A 16,672-nucleotide genomic window follows, 5' to 3' on the forward strand; every position below is an offset into this window, starting at 1 on the left:
CCACTTTCGGTCCCCTGCCGGTCCCCGCCACCTAGTCCCGCGTCCTGAGGGTCATGGTTAAGATTTGGCAAAACCTGCGCCCCTACCCCTGCCGCGAGCCGGCCGGGCAATGGCCCGCCGATACAAGCGGTTTGGACGAAATATGCGCATCCTGTTCTACCTGCCCGTGATCACGCCCTGGTGGTTCGCGCGGATCGTGAAGCCGATGATGGCGCTGCTCGCCGATGAACACGAGGTCCACGTCCTCGCCCCGCCGCCCTGGCGCAACACCGGCATCGGCAAGACCGAACTGGAACTGTGCGCCGATCTCACCGCGGTGCGCTGGCACATCGTCCAGGGCGACGGGCACACCAGCCTGCGCACCCGCCCGGACGAGCGCGAGGGGATAATCGCCTTCGTGCAATCGCTCGCGCCCGATTACGTCCTGTGCCGCTCGGCCGATTTCGACACGGTCAGGGCGTTTCCCGGGATCGTGCGCCACATCACCGAAGGCGCCGCCGATCCGCTCGCGCTCGCCCCGGACTGCTTCCGCTTTACCGATTGCCCGTTCGATCACGGCGTGCTGCCCGATCTCGCGCCGGACGAGCGCGATGCGCTGGATGCGATGATCGACCCCTTCTGGCGCTCGATGCAGCGCAGCCGGACGCTCGACCCGGCGCAGCAGGCCTACCTCGGCGACTGGGCCAACCTACCGACCGATCGCCCGATCCTGTTCCTGCCGCTCGAATACGAGCACGAGGAGAATTTCTACACCATGCACCGGGTCGGCGCCGTGCCCAACGCGGCATTCGTCGAAGAGCTTGCCCAGCGGCTCGACGGGCGCGTGTTCCTCGCACTGACCAACCACCCGCTCAACGACCTGTATGTCGACAACAGCGCGTTGCGCAGGACCGTGCGCGCGCACCGGCGCGATATGCGGCTGCTGCCCGGCAAGACACCGATCGCGACACGCACTTCGAGCTACCTGATGGCGCGCGCCGACGGGGTGATCCTGGGCGACACCAAGGTCTATTCCGCGGCCGGATTCCACGGCACGCCGATGCTGCGCCTGTCGCGCTTTCGCACCGGCGACTGGCTCAATGCCGCAGCCGATCTCGAAAGCTTTATCGAAGACATCGCCGACGGCGCGGCGACGGCGCCCGATGCGGCCTCGGCCCGGACCTGGTTCGCGTTCCACGCCGCGAACGACCTTATCGACCCGTGCGATCCGCGCCTGAATGCCGACGACCTGCTGGCGCGGGCGGCACAGCCGGTCGATCCGGGGCGGTGGGAACGCAATTTCGCCCACTTCTCAAAAGACTGGATGCCAAGCACGCCATGAACGCGATCACCGCCATCACCCCGCCCGCCGAGTGTCTGGCGACCGACTGGTTCCGCACCGTGATCGAGCGCGAACGCGATGCGCTCGGCAGCTTTCTGGGCACGCGGCAGGCCGGCATCGCCGAAGCGGTCGCGCTGATCGCGGCGCAGACCCGTCCGATCACGCTCACCGGGATCGGCAAGTCGGGCCATATCGCGGCCAAGATCGCCGCGACTTTTTCCAGCCTCGGCACGCCGGCCGCGTTCATCAACGCCGCCGAAGCCGCGCACGGCGATCTCGGCGCGGTCGCCCCCGGGGGCGTCGTGATCCTGATCTCGAACAGCGGCTCGACCGATGAAATCCTGCGGATGCTGCCCCTGCTCAAGGCGCGCGGCTGCACGCTGGTGGGCATAATCGGGCGCGGCGATTCCCCCCTTGCGCGGGCGGTCGATCACCTGATCCTGGCCGAGATCGCGGGCGAAGCCGACCATATCGGCATGGCCCCGACGACCAGCACGACGCTGCACCTGGCTATCGGCGACGCCCTGGCCGTGGCGGTCAGCCGGATGCGCGGTTTCACGGCCGAGGATTTCCTGCGCCATCACCCGGCCGGCCTGCTCGGCCGCTGGACGGTCCCGGTCACCGCCGTGATGCGGCAGGGGGAAGAACTGCCCGTGGTCGGCCGCTCCACCGACCTGATCGACCTGCTCGCGGTGATGTCGGCGAAACGCATGGGCGCGGCCTGCGTGGTCGATGCGAACGGCGTGCTGGCCGGGCTGGTGGTCGACGGCGACGTGCGCCGCCACCTGCAATCGGCGCGGTGCATGGCGGGCGTGACCGCGGGCGAGCTGATGCACCGCGACCCTCGCGTGACCGGCGAGGGCGCGACGATCGGCGATATCCTCGCCCGGCGGACAAGCGATGCGTCCGGCTGGCTCGTCCTGCCGGTGGTCGATGCCGCCCGGCGGTTGAAGGGCATGGTCCACCTGCACGATCTCGACGGGGGCGCGGCATGACGATCGTCGCCTTCATCCCCGCCAAGGGCACGAGCGAGCGGGTCCCGCGCAAGAATCTCAGCCTGCTCGACGGCGAACCCCTGGTGCGTCGCAAGCTGATCCAGGCGCTCGACTGCGCCGCGCTCGACGAAGTGTGCCTCGACACCGAAAGCGAAGACATCGCCGCCTGCGCCGAAGACCTCGCCGTATCGCGCCTCGTGCGGCCCGAAAGGCTGGCCGGCAATGACGCCGACGGGCACGAATTGTTCGCCTGGGAATGCAGCCAGCGGCCGGATGCGGACATATGGGTGCAATTGCCCTGCACCGCCCCCTTCGTCACCGCGGACACGATCGCGCGCGCGATCCGGGCGTTGCAGGACGATCCGCAGGCCGACAGCCTCGTCGGCGTCAGCCGCGCCGCGCAGTATTGCTGGAACGCCGCGGCGCCCGAATACGGCACGGGGCGCATTCCCAACAGCGTCGACCTGCCGCAGCGCGTGATCGAGGCGATGAGCTTGTATATCGTGCGGCGCCCCGAGACGGGCGCACCCGCCACGCGCCGCTTCGGCGAGCGCCCGCTGCTGTTCGACCTCGACCCGCGCGAATGCATCGATATCGACACGCGCGAAGACCTCGAGCTTGCCGAAAGGGTGGCGGCGGGCGAACGGGCCGAGGAGGCGCTGCGCTTTCGCGCCATGGCCGGACAGCTTTCCTCGGGTGTGCTGGCCGATATCGCCAAGGAGATGGGGATCGAGGCGGTCTTGCCCGCATCGATCGTCCCGACCAGTCCGGGCCGCTTTCTCGGCCGCGCGAAAACGCTCCGGCTGGCCCCGGTCGACCCGCGCGATTCCGACAGCTGGCGCGGCATTTACGGCGCGCTGCAATCCTATCGCTTCGTGCGCCAGGGCGATGTCATCCTAGTGGAAAACCCGGTCCGCGAGCGCGCCTATTTCGGCGATCTCAACGCCAATCTCGCGATCCGTTCGGGCGCGGTCGGAGCGGTGATCGACGGCGTCACCCGCGACACGGGCGATGTGCGCGCGCTCGGCTTTCCGGTCTATGCCCGGGGGAGCCACTGCAACGACATTCGACTCGAAGGCACGCTGCGCGCGATGAACCGCCCGATCGCCATCGGCGGGGTGGCGATCGCCAATGGCGATGTCGTTTTCGCCGACGCCGATGGCGTGGTCGTGATCCCCCGCGCGCTGTGGCCCGAGGTGGAAGACGCGGCATGGCGCACGCTCGAGAACGAGGCGCGCATCCGGCTCAGCGCCGCGCGCGGCACGGATGTCGACGAAATCCTCGCTCGGCACGGCACCTTCTGAAAGGAGACGGCAGATGAAGCGCGTTACGATCGGGGGAATCGAGCTGGGCAATGACAGGCCCTTCACGCTCATCGCCGGACCCTGCGCGATGGAAAGCCGCGCCCATGCGCTCGAGACGGCCGAGGCGCTCAGTGCAATGTGCCGCGACCTCGGCGTGGGGCTGATCTACAAGTCCTCCTTCGACAAGGGCAATCGCACCTCGCTCTCCTCGCCGCGCGGCATCGGGCTGGCCCCCGCGCTCGACGTGTTCGCCGAGATCCGCGAACGCTTCGGCTGCCCGGTGCTCACCGATGTCCACGAACCCGGGCAATGCGCCAGCGTCGCCGAAGCGGTCGACGTGCTCCAGATCCCGGCCTTCCTGTGCCGCCAGACCGACCTGCTGCTGGCCGCCGGACGCACGGGCCGGGCGATCAACGTGAAGAAGGGCCAGTTCCTTGCCCCCTGGGACATGCGCAATGTCGCGGCCAAGATCGAAAGCACCGGCAATGCGCGCATCCTGCTGTGCGAAAGGGGCACGAGCTTCGGCTACAACACGCTGGTCAACGATATGCGCGCCCTGCCGATCATGGCGCGGAGCGGCTTTCCGCTGGTCTTCGATGCGACCCATTCGGTCCAGCAGCCGGGCGGCGAGGGCGGCCGTTCGGGCGGGCAACGCGAATTCGTCGCCCCGCTGGCGCGCGCGGCGGCGGCGATCGGGGTGGCGGCGATCTTCATCGAAACCCACGAAGACCCGGACCGCGCGCCAAGCGACGGACCGAACATGGTTCCCCTCACCGCGATGCCGGACCTGCTCGAAACTCTCGCCGCCTTCGACCGGCTGGCGAAAGGGCCGGCCTATTCCCCGAGCATGGCTGCGACCTGATCCCAGATCGCGCGCGAGCGCGCGACCAGCACGCCGCCGCCCGGATCGGCCGGGCGAAAAGGCGTGCCGTCCAGCCGGGCGACCACGCCGCCCGCCTCGCGCACGATCAGCGCACCCGGCGCATGGTCCCACGCGAGCGTGCGCCAGTAGAGCGCGAAATCGACACGGCCGCACGCAACCGCCGGGTATTCCGCGCCCGCGCAGCGCCGCGTCGGGACAAGCGCGCGCACCCGCTGGCCCAGCCGCGCGATCCGCGCTTCCATTACGGCCGGGCGTTCGAGGCCGCTGACGATGCCCGTGCACGATGCGAGCGCGCGCCGTTTTCCGCCAGCCCCGATCCGTTCGCCCGAAACCCACGCACCGCGCCCGCGCTCGGCATTGATCGCCTCTCCGGAGAGGGGATCGAGAATGCTCGCGGCAACCGTCTCGCCCTCGCGCAGCAGCGCGGCCATCAGGGCAAAGGGCGGCCGGCCGGCAGCGTAATTGGCAGTCCCGTCGATCGGATCGACGATCCACGCCTCGCCGCGCGCAAGATCGCGCAGCAGCGCGGGATCGCGCGCGCAGGCTTCCTCGCCGACGAAACGCGCGGCCGGGCGAAGCCGGGAAAGCCGCGCGGCGATGAGGCGCTCGGCTTCGCGGTCCGCCGGGGTGACGGGTTCGCCGGGCGCCTTGTCCTCGATATCGCCTGCCGCCAGCCGGCGAAAGCGCGGCATGACGGCGATATCCGCGGCTTCGCGCAGGCAATCGGCCATGGCGGGCGAAAGCGACAGCACCCCGCCACCGCCGGCTTCCTCAGCCTCTTCGCGGCCTTCTTCCGCGCCTTCGGATGCGCCTTCGATCCCGGCCATGCAGGCGGGCGCGGGCGCAGTCCGGGAAGGCGGGATCTCGATCGGACGGGCAGACGGCATTGGTTCAGTCGAAGGCGCCGGGGTCGGGCCGCTGGCGCATCCCGCGCGCGTTGAGATCGAGCAGCAGCAGCGAGATGCGACGGTTGCGCGGGTCTTCGGGATTGTCCTCGATCAGCGGTTCGCGGTCGGCGACGCCCTCGATCCGGGCGAAGCGGTCCGCCGGGATGCCGGTGCGGATCAGTTCCTGCCGCGTCGCCTCGGCCCGGCCCGCGGAAAGCGACCAGTTGTTCGCCGGCACGCCGGGTCGCCAGGGCAGCGAATCGGTGTGGCCGCGCAGGATCAGAGGCTTGGTCTGGTCGGCCAGCGTTTCGCCGATGATCGCGAGCAGTGCCTCGGCCTCGCCGGTGAGGATCGTCGTGCCGAGCGCGAACATGGAGAATTCGGCGTCGTCCATCAGGTCGATGCGGATCCCCTCGGGCGCGCGCATGACGCGCACCTGCCGCGCGAGATGCTGCAATTCGCGGCGCCTGGCGAGCTTGTCCTCGATCTCGTCGCGCAGTTCGCGCAATTCGTCGGCTTCCATCTCGCCGCGCCCGCCGCCTTCGACGGGCCCGCCCGTCACCCCGCGCGGAATCGTGATGGCGCGTGTGCCGGTCTGGCCCATTGCATTGGGATAGCTATCCACATCGGTTATGGAAGATCCCCCCAGCATCCCGTCCGCCCCGGCGCTTTTCTGGCGCATCTTGACCAGCGTGGGCGTGAAATAGTCGGCGATGCCCTTGCGCTGGTCCTCCTCGGTCGCGCCGAGCAGCCAGAGCAGCAGGAAGAAGGCCATCATCGCGGTCACGAAATCGGCATAGGCGACTTTCCACGCCCCGCCGTGGTGGCCCGCTTCTTCGATCGTGATCTTCTTGACGATGATCGGCGCGGGAATGTCCCCGGCGACTTTGGGATCGGCTTCGGCCATGGCGCTATCGACCCCGCATCATGTCCATGAGGTCGGTGAGCTTGGGCCGGTGCGCGGGCGGCAGGCCCGAGCGCGCGGCTTCGAGCACCAGCGGCTGCGGGTGGCCGTGAAGGCTCGCGACGATCACCTGCTTGATCGAATGGTAAAGCTGCTGGTCGTGCGCGTTGATCTGCTTCAGCCGGCTCGCCATCGGGCCGGTCATGCCATAGGCGAGCAGCACGCCGAGAAACGTGCCGACCAGCGCCCCGCCGATCATCTTGCCGAGGATTTCGGGCGGCTCGTTGATCGCGCCCATGGTCTTGATGACGCCGAGCACGGCGGCGACGATGCCCAATGCGGGAAAGGCGTCGGCGAGCGACTGGATCGTGTGGGTCGGCTCTTCCATCTCGTGCAGCTGGGTCTTGATCGCGTTGTCGATCACTTCCTCCACCGCGTGGGTGTCGAGCGTGCCGGAGGACACCACCATCAGCGTCAGCGGGTCGCAGATGAGGTCGCGCACGACCTTGTCCTTCTGCAGGCGCGGATATTCGCCGAAGATGGTCGAGCTTTCGGGATCGGTGACGTGGCTTTCGAGCCCGACCGCGCCTTCGGACCGCATCAGTTTCATCAGTTTTGATGTGAGCGCGATCGCATCGAGGTGGTCCTGGTGGGTGTAGCGCGGCCCCTTGAACACCGTGCCGAGCCCGCCGCCCAAGAGCTTTATCTCGTGCATCGAATTGCCGATCAGGATCGCGCCCAGCGCCGCCCCGCCGATCATCATGAATTCGAGCGGCAGCGCGGCGAGGATCGGCCCGATCGAGCCGCCTGCGAGGATGAACCCGCCGAACACCATCGCGATGAGGACGACAAGACCGATGGCGGCGAACATGGGGGCGGGTTTCCTTCGGGACCGGGCGCTGCGTCAGAGCGCGTTGAACAGGGTGAGCGAGCTCACGCGGGTGAAGCTTTCCTGGCTCGCCTCGAGGGCCGTGAGCGTCTGCTGGAGCCGCGCGATCGCTTCGCCGAGATCGGTGTCGCCGGCCTCGGACGCCTGTTCGGCGCGCAGGATTTCCTGTTCGACCTGGTTGTCGCGGACCGTCTCGACCCAGGCGAGCCGCGTGCCGAGGACGGTTTGCCCCCGCGTGGTGGCATCGAGCGCGGCGTCGAGCCCGGCCACCGCCGCGCGCGCGGCCGCGGCGGGATCCGGTGCGCCGCCCGCCATCGCATCGGCGAGGTCGCCCAAGACGGCGAAAGTGCTGGTCGGCGCGCCCGCGAGGTCGAATTCGAACACCTGCCGCCCGTCGAGCCCGCGCGCGATCTCGGTTCCCGGCGCGATCGTCACCACGCCTTCCTCGGTGTTGCCGGCATAGGCGACATTGCCCGCCGCATCGCGGGTGAAGGCGGGCCCGCCCGCGGTTCCGGCGAACAGCGGCTCGCCCGTCAGCGTCACGCCGTTGGCGCGGGTGAAGAGTTCCTCCTCCATCTGGGCGAGTTCCTGAGCGATGATCGCGCGCCCGTCCGGCCCGGTCGTATCGTTCGCCGCCTGCAGGGCGAGTTCGCGCGCGCGCTGGAGGATCGCGGTCACGCCCGCCAGTTGCATCGATCCCGAGGTGAGGTCCTGCGACAGCTTGATCGCGTTGTCCTCCTCGACCGCGGCGAGCCGTTCGCGCCGTTCCAGCGCGCGCAGCCGGGCGGCGGCGGCGGGGTCTTCCGACCCGCGCGAAATGCGTTCTCCGGTGGCGATCTGCGACTGCAGCTTTTCGAGGCTCGCCCGCAGGGACCCCATCTGTCCCAGCGAGCGCTGGAAGAAGGCGCCGGTGGAATTGCTGACGAAACTCATCGCGGACCCTCCCGATCAGTTGAGCGCAAGGATGGTGTCGAAGATCTCGCTCGCGACGCGGATCACACGGCTGTTGGCCTCGAAGGCCTGTTGCAGCCGGATGAGGTTCGCCGCCTCGGCATCGAGATCGACTCCGGTTTCGGTGAGCAGCTCGGCCTCCGCCGCCGAGGCGATGATCGACAGGCCCTCGCGCGTGGTCGAAAGCCCGGCGATGCGGCTCGACAGGGTGAGCAGGACCTCGTCGGTGTCGGCGACCGGGCCGCCCGGCGCGCCGAGCGCGGCGATCAGGCCGTCGAGCGCGGCGGTGTCGCGGCTGCCCGCGCCCGCCCCCGCGCCCGCCGTGGCGAGGCCCGAGCCGCGGCTGAGAGCGATGCCGATATCGCCCGCCCGCGTGCCCGAAAAGAGCGGCTGGCCGGGCGACCCGTCGGGCGCGATGCCGGCGGCCTGCGCCGCATTGCCCGAGGCGATCACCGCGCCCGCGATCCGGTCGATCGATTCCTGTTCGCGCGCGTGACCGACCAGCGCCGCCTGCCGCCCCGCCATCGCCCCGGTATCGGGTTCGAAGAAAACACCGCCGAACCGGAAGCGATAGGTACCGTCGGTCTGGCGGTCGGCGGAGAGCGTGTTGAAATTGCCCGCCTGGTCGGCCAGCAGTGGGCTCGGCGAGGCGGACAGCCGCACTTCGACCGCACCCTTGTCATCGAAACTCGTGACGATGCCGAATTCTTCGCTGATCTGGCGCAGGGTGGCATCGCGCGCATCCAACAGGGATGCTTGCCCGGCGGACCCCTCGCGCGCGGCGGTCAGTTCGCGGTTGATCCGGGCGATCTCCTCGGCCAGCCCGCGGACATTGTCGACCCCCGCTTCGACTTCGGCCTGGACCAGCCGCCGCGCATTGCCGAGCGCACTGTCGGCGAACTGGAACGTATCCGAAAGCTGGCGCGCGGTCTCCAGAGTCACCGTCCGCAACGCCGGGTCGAGCGGGTCGCTTTCGAGGCTGACCAGAGCGGCCTCGTAATCGACCAGCGCATCGTAAAGCCGCGATTCCTCGAGCGCGGTCTCGGCCAGTCGCAGCCCGTCGAGCTCCGCACTGGTCCGGGCGAGGTCGGCGGCGCTTTCGCGCGCCTGGCGCTGGATCAGCTCGCTGTCGATGCGCTGGATCGATCCCACCCGCACGCCGCCCAGCGAATCCGCCGAATTCACGCCGATCGTCGCGCTGCCGACCAGTTCGGTCTGGCTCAGCGAGCGGCGGGCGTAATCGGGATTGGACGCATTGGCGATGTTCTGCGCGGTGAGCTCGATGCTCGCCCGCGCCGCCGCTGCGCCGGTCCGGCCGATATTGATGAGAGCGGTTGGCATTACGCCTCACCTTGCCCGGACAAGTGTTGCGCAAGCCGTTCCTCGATGCTCCGGGCGAACCCGAGGGCGCCGCTTTTCGAGACGATTTCGGCGAGGTGTTCGTCGCGCATCGCGGTGAACTGCTCCATCCCCCCGCCCGTGAGCGGCGTGTCCTCGGCGAAACTCGCCGCGCGCGCGCTCGCCAGCATCCGGCGCACCATGATCGCCTCGAAGCCCTGCGCCGCCTCGCGCAGCTCGCGCCGTTCCGGCGAAAGCGTCGCGGGCGAAAGGGGGGAGACGGGCGGGATCACAGCACCACCATCTCGGCCTGGAGGGAACCTGCCTGCTTGAGGCTTTCGAGAATCACGACAAGGTCCGCCGCGCCCACGCCCAGAAGGTTCAGCGCATCGACGATTTCCGACAGCGAGGCCGCGCCGGGCATCAGCGCGACCCGGTCGGATTCCTGCGTGACGGAAATCTCGCTGTCCTCTTCCAGCGCGGTCTCGCCATTGCCGAAAGGCTCGGGCTGGACGACGCGCGGGTTCTCGTCGATGCGGATGACGAGCTTGCCGTGGCTGATCGCGGCGGGCGCGAGGCGCACCGCCTGGTTGATGACGACCGTCCCCGTGCGGCTGTTGACGATCACCCGCGCGGCGACCGGCGCGGGGGTGACGGCGATCATCTCGATTTCGGCGAGCAGGGCGGCGCGGGTGTCGGGTTCGGGCGGCAGGGCAAGCTCGATGCTGACCCCGTCGGCGACTTCGGCCATGCCGGGAAACCGCGCGTTGATCGCATCGCGCACCCGCGCGGCGGTGAGGAAATCGGCGTTGTGGAGATTGAAGCGCAGGCTCTCGCCCGCATCGAATCCGGTCGCCACCGCGCGCTCGACCGTCGCCCCGTCGGCGATCCGGCCGACGGTCGCGACATTGACCGTAAGCTGCGAGCCGTCGCGCGCCGAGACACCGAGCCCGCCGACCGCGACATTGCCCTGCGCCATCGCATAGATCGCCCCGTCCGCGCCGTAGAGCGGGGTGAGCACCAGCGCCCCGCCGCGCAGGTCGCGCGCCTGCCCGATGGTCGACACCGTGATGTCGATCCGCTGGCCCGGCTTTGCGAAAGGCGGCAATTCGGCGGTGACGATGACCGCGGCGGCGTTGCGCAAGTTGGGCGAGACGCCGGGCGGCAATTGCAGTCCCAGCCGCCCGGACACGCCGCGCATCGCCTCGGTGACATAGGCGAGGTTGTCATCGCCCGTGCCCTGCAGGCCGACGACGACGCCGTATCCGGTGAGCTGGTTCGCGCGCAGCCCCTCGAACTGCCCGAGATCGCGGATCCGCTCGGCCCGCGCGGCATCGGGCGCGAGCGCGACCAGCGCGGCGACTATCGCGGCGAGCGCGATCCACAGGCGGCGTTGGAACAGGGTCATGGCGCGCTCCTTCACAGCGGGGAAATCCAGTTGAAGAAGCGCGACAGCCAGCCCGGCCGGCTCGCCTGCTGCACCGCGCCCTTGCCCGAATAGATGATCCGCGCATTGGCGACGCGCGAGGACGGCAGGCGGTTGTCGGCGTCGATATCGACCAGCCTGATGCGCCCGGCGAACTGCACCCATTCGTCTCCCTGGCTCAGCTGCATCAGTTTCTCCCCGACGACTTCGGCGGTCCCGTTGGGATGAAGCGCGGCGATCGTGACCGTGATCGTGCCGCTCAATTGGCTCTGCTGCGCGGCGTTGCCGCCTCCATTGAACGACCCCTCGCCGCTCGCATTAAGGGCATTGGGATCGAGGAAGGAAAGCGGCCCCGATGTCGGCGGGGTGAGCGCAAAGCTGCCGTCGCGGCCCGTCTGGCCGGTGGTGCTTTTCGATGTGGTGGTGCTTTCGACCAGCACGATCGTCACCATGTCGCCGAGCGCGCGGGCGCGCGTGCCGGTGTGCAGGCCGGCATAGCCGCGCGCCGCCTGGAAGATCGCGCCCTGCTGGCCCGCCTGCGGCGGCGTGTAGGCATTGGCGACCGGCTCGGCGGTAGGGTGGCCTGCAAGCGGCGGGGGCGGCGGGGCGGTGAAGCCGGGCCGCGGCCCGCCTCCTATGCAGGCGGTGAGCATGAACGCCGGGACAAGCGCGAGGGCGAAGCGGGTGATCGTGGGTTTCATCAGGAGCGGCCTCACAGCGTCTGGTTGGCGTTGCGCAGCATTTCGTCGACCGCGCTCACCATCTTGGAATTGATCTCGTAGGCGCGCTGGGCCTCGATCATCTCGACCAGCTCCTCGACCACGTTGACGTTCGAGCCTTCGAGCATTCCCTGCCGCACCTGCCCGCGGCCCAGCTGCCCGGCGATGCCGAGCTCGGCCGGGCCGCTCGCGGCGGTCTCGATCAGGAAATTGTCGCCGATGGCGCGCAGTCCTGCCGGGTTGACGAAATTGGCGACCTGCAGCTGGCCGAGCTGGACGGGCGCTGCCTGCCCCGGCTGGACCGCGCTGATCGATCCGTCGGGGGCGATGGTGATCGACTGCACACCTTGCGGAATCTGCACCGGCGGCGTGACCGCATAGCCCTGGCTGGTGACGAGATTGCCCTGAGGCGACAGGGTGAAATTGCCCGCGCGGGTATAGGCGACCTGCCCGCCCGGCGGCAGCTCGACCTGGAAATAGCCGGGCCCGTCCAAGGCGATGTCGAGGCTGTTCCCGGTCGCGTTCAGCGTCCCCTGGCTCTCTATGCGGGAGGTGCCGAGCACCTGCACGCCGGTCCCGAGATTGAGCCCCACCGCATAGGCGGTCTGGTTGGTCGACTGCTGCCCCGCGACGCGCTGTTCCTGATAGGCGAGCGTCGCGAAATCGGCGCGGTCGCGCTTGAAGCCGGTCGTGCCGATATTGGCGAGGTTGTTGGCGATGACGCGCATCCGCGCATCCTGGGCTTCGAGCCCGGTGCGCGCGACGTGGAGGGCGGATGTGGGCATTGGTCTGGTTCCTTACTGGAGCGAGAGGAGGCGGGCGCCCGCCTCGTCGAGTTCGCCGGCGGTGCGGATGACCCGCGCGCGCTGTTCGAAGGCGCGCTGGGCCTCGATCATCTGGACCAGCGCCTCGGCGGTCTCGACATTCGAGGATTCGAGCGCGCCCGTGGTCAGCCGCGCGGTCGGGTCGGGCGGCAGCACGCCGCCCCCCGGCACTTTGAGGAAAGTGTCCACCCCCTTGGCGAGCGGGCTGCCTTCGGGTGAGACGAGGCGGATGCGGTCCAGCGCCTCGGCCTCTGCGGCGGGCGCGGCCGGGTCGGAGGCGAGCACCGATCCGTCCGCGCCGATGGAGATGGCGAAGCCCGCGGGCACGCTGATCACCCCGCGCTCGCCGAGGACGGGCCGGCCCTCGCCGTTCTCGAGCACGCCCGAGGGGCCGACCCGCAGGTCGCCGCGGCGCGAATAGACCTCGCCCCCGTCCGGCCCCTGGAAGGCGATGAGAGCGCGGCCCGACACGGCGACGTCGAGCGCCCGCCCCGTCGGGTTGACCTTGCCCCCCGCCATGTCCGCGCCGCGCACCGTGCCCTTTGCAAGCGCGCGCGCCTCGGGGGTCGCCTCGTCGCGCAGGGTCGCGGGGGTCACGGCGAAGACCTCGCGCCGGAAGCCCGGCGTCGAGGCGTTGGCGAGATTGTTCGCCGTCGCCCGCTGCCGGTCCATCGCGGCGTTCATCGCGGTCAGCGCGGTGTAGATGAAGCGGTCCATCGCCCGTCAGCCCTTACGAGCGCAGGTTGAGCACGGCCTGCGAGATCTGCGTCGCGGTGTCGATCGCGCGGGCGTTGGCCTGGAAATTGCGCTGCGCGGTGAGCAGCGAGACCATTTCCTCGGCCAGGTCGACGTTCGAGCGTTCGAGCGCGCCCGACAGCAGCTGGCCGTAATTGCCCACGCCCGGCTCGCCATAGACCGGCGCGCCGGATTCGCCGGTCGCGACCCAGTTCGTCAGCCCGACCGAGCGCAGTCCGTCGGCCGCCGGGAAAGTCGCCAGGGCGATCCGCGCGATCGGCGCGCTGGTCCCGTCCGAATAGGCCGCCGAAACCAGCCCGCTGCCGTCGATCGAGACGCTGGAAAGCGAAGAGCCCGCCGCGTTCGTCACCGGCACCACCAGCGAGCCGGGCGTCGTCCCCGTCGTCGTCCCCGTCGCATCCACCGGCAGGGCCTGGACGAGATTGCCGTTGGCATCCTGCATTTCGCCCGAGGAGACGATCCGGAAATTGCCGTTGCGGGTGAAGGAAATGTCGCCCGACACCGGGTTGGCGGCGGAAAAGAAGCCGTCGCCGTTGATCGCGAGATCGAGGCTGCGCCCAGTTTGCTCGAGCGGGCCGAGGCTGAAATCCTGCGTGATCGCCGACACGGTCGAACCGATCCCCGGCGTCTTGCGCGGGTCGGTGTTCGAGCCCGATGCGACGAGGTCGGCGAAGGCGGCGTTGCTCTTCTTGAAGCCGACCGTCTCGGCATTGGCGATGTTGTGCGAGATCACGCGCAGGTCGGTCTCGGCGTTCTTCATGCCGGACAGCGAGGTGAAGAAGGACATTGGCGTTTACTCCTTATCGGAAGGGAAATCAGGCGACCGGGGGTGCGTCAGGCGTGCCCGCAGCGCTGGCAGCGGCGGCGGCACGGGCGGCCTCGGCGGCGGCTTCGGACGCGGCGCGCGCGGCTTCCTGAGCCGCGATCAGCCGGTCGAGCTTGTCCGAAATGCCTTCCAGCGTCGCCCCGCTCTCGGTGGTCGCGGCGAGCGATGAGAACTGCGCCATCTGGGCGAGCATCTGTTCGTTGTTGACCGGCTCCAGCGGATCCTGGATCGTCAGCTGCGTCGTCAGCAGGCGCAGGAAATCGCCCGAATCGAGGGCAGCGAGCGCGTTGTCGGCGCGCGGCATGGTCGAAGGCGCGTTGAGGCGGTCGAGCGCGGCCTGCGCGCCGGGAGGGATGGTCTCCATCACTTGCTCCTTATCGTGTCGAGCATCAGCTGCCGCGCGGTCTGCAGCGCGGAAACGATGTTCTGGTACTGCCGGGCGCTCTCCATCAGCTCGACCATCTCGGCGGTCTCGTCGACGCCGGCCTCGAACACGTGGCCGGTTTCATCGGCGAGCGGGTGGCCGGGGTTGTAGCGCTTGACCGGCGGGGTTTCGGATCGCACCAGCCCGGCGCTTTCGACCCCGACGAGACCCGATGCCTCGTCGAGCCGCGCGGCGAAGACGGTGCGGACCGGGCGATAGGCGCCCTCCTCGGTGGAGGAGACGGAACCCGCATTGGCGAGGTTCGAGGTCGCCGCGTTCATCCGCACCAGCTGTGCGGACATGGCGCGGGTGGAAAGGTCGAACAGGCTCATGGCGCGCGGGTCGGACACGGGGTCACTCTCCCTTCAGCGCGCGGGTGAGGGTGGAAACCTTGCCCTCGATGAAGCTCAAGGTGGCCGAATAGCGCAGCGCGTTCTCGGCGAAGGCGACCTGTTCGCGGCCCATTTCGACCGTGTTGCCATCGAGGCTCGCCATGGTCGGGGCGCGATAGACGAGGTGGCGCTCGGCCGCCCCGGTTTCAGCGCCGCGAGCCGGGTCCGACCGCGCAGCGAGACGCGCCTCGAGCGCCGCGCCGAAATCGATGTCGCGCGCCTTGTAGCCGGGGGTTGCCGCGTTCGCGATGTTCGCGGCGATCAGCCCCATGCGCTGCGAGCGCAGCTCGAGCGCGGCGCCGTGAATGCCGAAAAGTCGCTCGTTCATGGACGTTCATCCCTTGTATCGGGCCGCCCGGCCGGCGCCCCCTCTCCCCGCACGGGGCGAAAGGGCAACCGACGGGCCGCGCGGCCAACCTGCAATCGCCCGTGCCGGTTTGCATCGCCCGTGCCAAACTGCCCCCAGCGCGCCGCAGGATCGGGCAAGACACTGTTCTTTAATGACTTTTTCCGCTTGCCTCCGGGCCCGGTGCCTCCTTGCGGCAAAAGCCTGCCGCAGGCGCGCCGCCGACCGGGCAGGATCGTGCCCCCCGCCCGGTGTCGACCACCCGGCCCTTAAACCCGCGCGCGCGCAGCCGTTCTTTCCCGCGTGAGCGCAGGCGAGGAGGATGAAGGGCCTTATGGACGTGCCGGGCGATCTGGCCCCCATGCTTGACCCGGGCGCGCTCGGGATCGTGGTGGCGGGCACCGTCATCGCCACCGCCGCGCGCTGCGGCTGGCGCGATTGCAGCGCCGCGCTCGCAGCGCTTCCCCGGCTCGGGGCGAGTTCCTTCGACGAAGGCGCGAACCGCACCGCCATCGCCCGCACGCTGCGCGCGGTCGAGCGCGACGGCTTTCGCGCCGCCGACGCCCCGCTGCCGCCCGATCCCTCGCTCGCGCGGCTGGTCGAAGCCTATCTGACCACCGGATCGATCGATGCGCTCCATTCCGCGCGCCGGGCCGAGCGCGCCGCGCGCGAGGTCGAACGCTCGCGCAGCGTGAGGGCCTTCGAATATGCGGGCGAACTCGCCCCGGTCTTCGGCCTCGTCGGCACGCTTTACGCGATCACCGGCCTGTCCGACTCGCTCGCCGCGAGCACGGTCGAGGCGACGATGGCGGCTATCGCCACCGCGGTCCTGTCCTCGCTCTACGGCGTGCTGACCGCGCATCTCGTGTGCGTCCCGCTCGCCCGCGCGATCGAGCGGCGCGGCCTGCGCGAGGAATCCGCGCGCGAGGCGCTGGTCGAATGGCTCGCGGCCCATATCGAAAATGCCTCGAGCGAGCGCGCACACCGTTTCGGCGCGGCGCGTCCGGGCAAGCTGAGGACCATCGCATGAGCACGAGGCCCGCTTCCCCGTCCCCCCTTTCGGAAGTGCACGGCGACAGCGGCGCCGGGTGGCAACTGGTGCTCGCCGACCTTGCGCTGATCCTGTTCCTCGTCACGCTCGCCGCGCTGGCGAACCTGTCCGCCGACGAGGGCAAGCTGCCGGAAAGGGCAAGCGAAGCCGCGCGCTTCGATCCCTCGCAGGCGCTTTATCGCCCCGGACCGGATGCGCCGCCGCTCGGCCAGTGGCTCGCCCGGCAGCAGGCCGATCGCCGCGCGACGCTGACCATATATGCCCGCCATGCGAAGGGCGAGGAAGCCGCGGCCTGGACCCGCGCGCGCGCGCTGGCGCGCGAAGCGGCGGCAAGCGGGGTCGCGGTGCGGGTGGTGATCGAGGCGGGCGAGCAAAGCGCGCTCCATGCGAGCCTCGGCTATGACGGCGCGCCGCGGTGACGGCGCGCCAAAGACCC

20 protein-coding genes are annotated in these 16,672 nt (G+C 69.7%); 6 read left to right on the plus strand and 14 right to left on the minus strand.

Features of this window, described 5'->3' with window-relative positions:
• The first annotated feature begins 142 nt into the window (after nt 1-142).
• From G9473_RS10990 to kdsA, 4 genes are read left to right on the plus strand one after another with little or no spacing between them, the layout of a single operon-like run.
• Nucleotides 143-1,321 (plus strand): hypothetical protein, encoded by a 1,179-nt coding sequence (locus G9473_RS10990; RefSeq protein ID WP_291133315.1) that lies wholly within the window; start codon nt 143-145, stop codon nt 1,319-1,321.
• Entirely contained in the window at nt 1,318-2,316 is a 999-nt protein-coding gene (locus G9473_RS10995) for a KpsF/GutQ family sugar-phosphate isomerase (protein ID WP_291133316.1), read from the plus strand. The genes G9473_RS10990 and G9473_RS10995 overlap by 4 nt, the downstream gene beginning before the upstream one ends.
• Nucleotides 2,313-3,620, plus strand: coding sequence for a hypothetical protein (locus G9473_RS11000; RefSeq protein ID WP_291133318.1), 1,308 nt, complete (start codon nt 2,313-2,315; stop codon nt 3,618-3,620). Before G9473_RS10995 ends, G9473_RS11000 begins: the two co-directional genes overlap by 4 nt.
• A gap of 13 nt (nt 3,621-3,633) precedes the next feature.
• Nucleotides 3,634-4,482 carry a 3-deoxy-8-phosphooctulonate synthase gene (gene kdsA, locus G9473_RS11005; RefSeq protein WP_291133320.1) on the plus strand — a complete coding sequence of 283 codons (849 nt, stop codon included), beginning with the start codon at nt 3,634-3,636 and terminating at the stop codon, nt 4,480-4,482.
• Here kdsA and G9473_RS11010 read toward each other — a convergent pair.
• Genes G9473_RS11010 through flgB form a run of 14 tightly spaced genes read right to left on the minus strand, consistent with a single transcriptional unit; the run spans nt 4,455 to nt 15,167 of the window.
• A complete protein-coding gene (locus tag G9473_RS11010; RefSeq protein ID WP_291133321.1) occupies nt 4,455-5,390 on the minus strand; it encodes an inositol monophosphatase family protein in 936 nt (311 codons plus the stop codon). The genes kdsA and G9473_RS11010 overlap by 28 nt on opposite strands.
• 4 nt (nt 5,391-5,394) lie before the next feature.
• A complete protein-coding gene (locus G9473_RS11015; RefSeq protein ID WP_291133323.1) occupies nt 5,395-6,297 on the minus strand; it encodes a flagellar motor protein MotB in 903 nt (300 codons plus the stop codon).
• Nucleotides 6,298-6,301: 4 nt separating this feature from the next.
• Entirely contained in the window at nt 6,302-7,165 is an 864-nt protein-coding gene (gene motA / locus G9473_RS11020; protein WP_291133325.1) for a flagellar motor stator protein MotA, read from the minus strand.
• Nucleotides 7,166-7,198: 33 nt separating this feature from the next.
• Entirely contained in the window at nt 7,199-8,116 is a 918-nt protein-coding gene (locus G9473_RS11025; RefSeq protein WP_291133327.1) for a flagellar biosynthesis protein FlgL, read from the minus strand.
• A 15-nt stretch (nt 8,117-8,131) separates the two neighbouring features.
• Complete coding sequence (locus G9473_RS11030; RefSeq protein WP_291133329.1) at nt 8,132-9,475, minus strand: flagellar basal body rod C-terminal domain-containing protein; 1,344 nt, start codon at nt 9,473-9,475, stop codon at nt 8,132-8,134.
• On the minus strand, nt 9,475-9,765 hold the full coding sequence (locus G9473_RS11035; RefSeq protein ID WP_291133331.1) for a rod-binding protein: 291 nt from the start codon (nt 9,763-9,765) through the stop codon (nt 9,475-9,477). Before G9473_RS11035 ends, G9473_RS11030 begins: the two co-directional genes overlap by 1 nt.
• A complete protein-coding gene (locus G9473_RS11040) occupies nt 9,762-10,880 on the minus strand; it encodes a flagellar basal body P-ring protein FlgI (protein ID WP_291133333.1) in 1,119 nt (372 codons plus the stop codon). Before G9473_RS11040 ends, G9473_RS11035 begins: the two co-directional genes overlap by 4 nt.
• A gap of 11 nt (nt 10,881-10,891) precedes the next feature.
• Nucleotides 10,892-11,599 carry a flagellar basal body L-ring protein FlgH gene (locus G9473_RS11045; protein ID WP_291133334.1) on the minus strand — a complete coding sequence of 236 codons (708 nt, stop codon included), beginning with the start codon at nt 11,597-11,599 and terminating at the stop codon, nt 10,892-10,894.
• Nucleotides 11,600-11,610: 11 nt separating this feature from the next.
• On the minus strand, nt 11,611-12,402 hold the full coding sequence (gene flgG / locus G9473_RS11050; RefSeq protein WP_291133336.1) for a flagellar basal-body rod protein FlgG: 792 nt from the start codon (nt 12,400-12,402) through the stop codon (nt 11,611-11,613).
• 12 nt (nt 12,403-12,414) lie between these two features.
• A complete protein-coding gene (locus G9473_RS11055) occupies nt 12,415-13,158 on the minus strand; it encodes a flagellar basal body rod protein FlgF (protein ID WP_291133337.1) in 744 nt (247 codons plus the stop codon).
• 13 nt (nt 13,159-13,171) lie between these two features.
• Entirely contained in the window at nt 13,172-13,984 is an 813-nt protein-coding gene (locus G9473_RS11060) for a flagellar hook-basal body protein (protein WP_291133339.1), read from the minus strand.
• A 28-nt stretch (nt 13,985-14,012) separates the two neighbouring features.
• Nucleotides 14,013-14,387 (minus strand): flagellar hook capping FlgD N-terminal domain-containing protein, encoded by a 375-nt coding sequence (locus G9473_RS11065; RefSeq protein ID WP_291133341.1) that lies wholly within the window; start codon nt 14,385-14,387, stop codon nt 14,013-14,015.
• Nucleotides 14,387-14,779 (minus strand): flagellar basal body rod protein FlgC, encoded by a 393-nt coding sequence (flgC, locus tag G9473_RS11070; RefSeq protein WP_291138408.1) that lies wholly within the window; start codon nt 14,777-14,779, stop codon nt 14,387-14,389. Before flgC ends, G9473_RS11065 begins: the two co-directional genes overlap by 1 nt.
• Nucleotides 14,780-14,801: 22 nt before the next feature.
• Nucleotides 14,802-15,167 (minus strand): flagellar basal body rod protein FlgB, encoded by a 366-nt coding sequence (gene flgB / locus G9473_RS11075; protein WP_291133343.1) that lies wholly within the window; start codon nt 15,165-15,167, stop codon nt 14,802-14,804.
• Nucleotides 15,168-15,507: 340 nt separating this feature from the next.
• On the opposite strand from flgB, the gene G9473_RS11080 reads away from it, so the two are divergent.
• Nucleotides 15,508-16,215, plus strand: a complete 708-nt coding sequence (locus tag G9473_RS11080) for a MotA/TolQ/ExbB proton channel family protein (RefSeq protein WP_291133345.1) — start codon at nt 15,508-15,510, stop codon at nt 16,213-16,215.
• The gene (locus tag G9473_RS11085) at nt 16,212-16,655 is read left to right on the plus strand and encodes a hypothetical protein (protein ID WP_291133346.1); all 444 of its coding nucleotides are present in this window, start codon (nt 16,212-16,214) and stop codon (nt 16,653-16,655) included. Before G9473_RS11080 ends, G9473_RS11085 begins: the two co-directional genes overlap by 4 nt.
• The last annotated feature ends 17 nt before the right edge of the window (nt 16,656-16,672 follow it).

This window comes from Erythrobacter sp., assembly GCF_011765465.1.
Lineage (GTDB): Bacteria > Pseudomonadota > Alphaproteobacteria > Sphingomonadales > Sphingomonadaceae > Erythrobacter.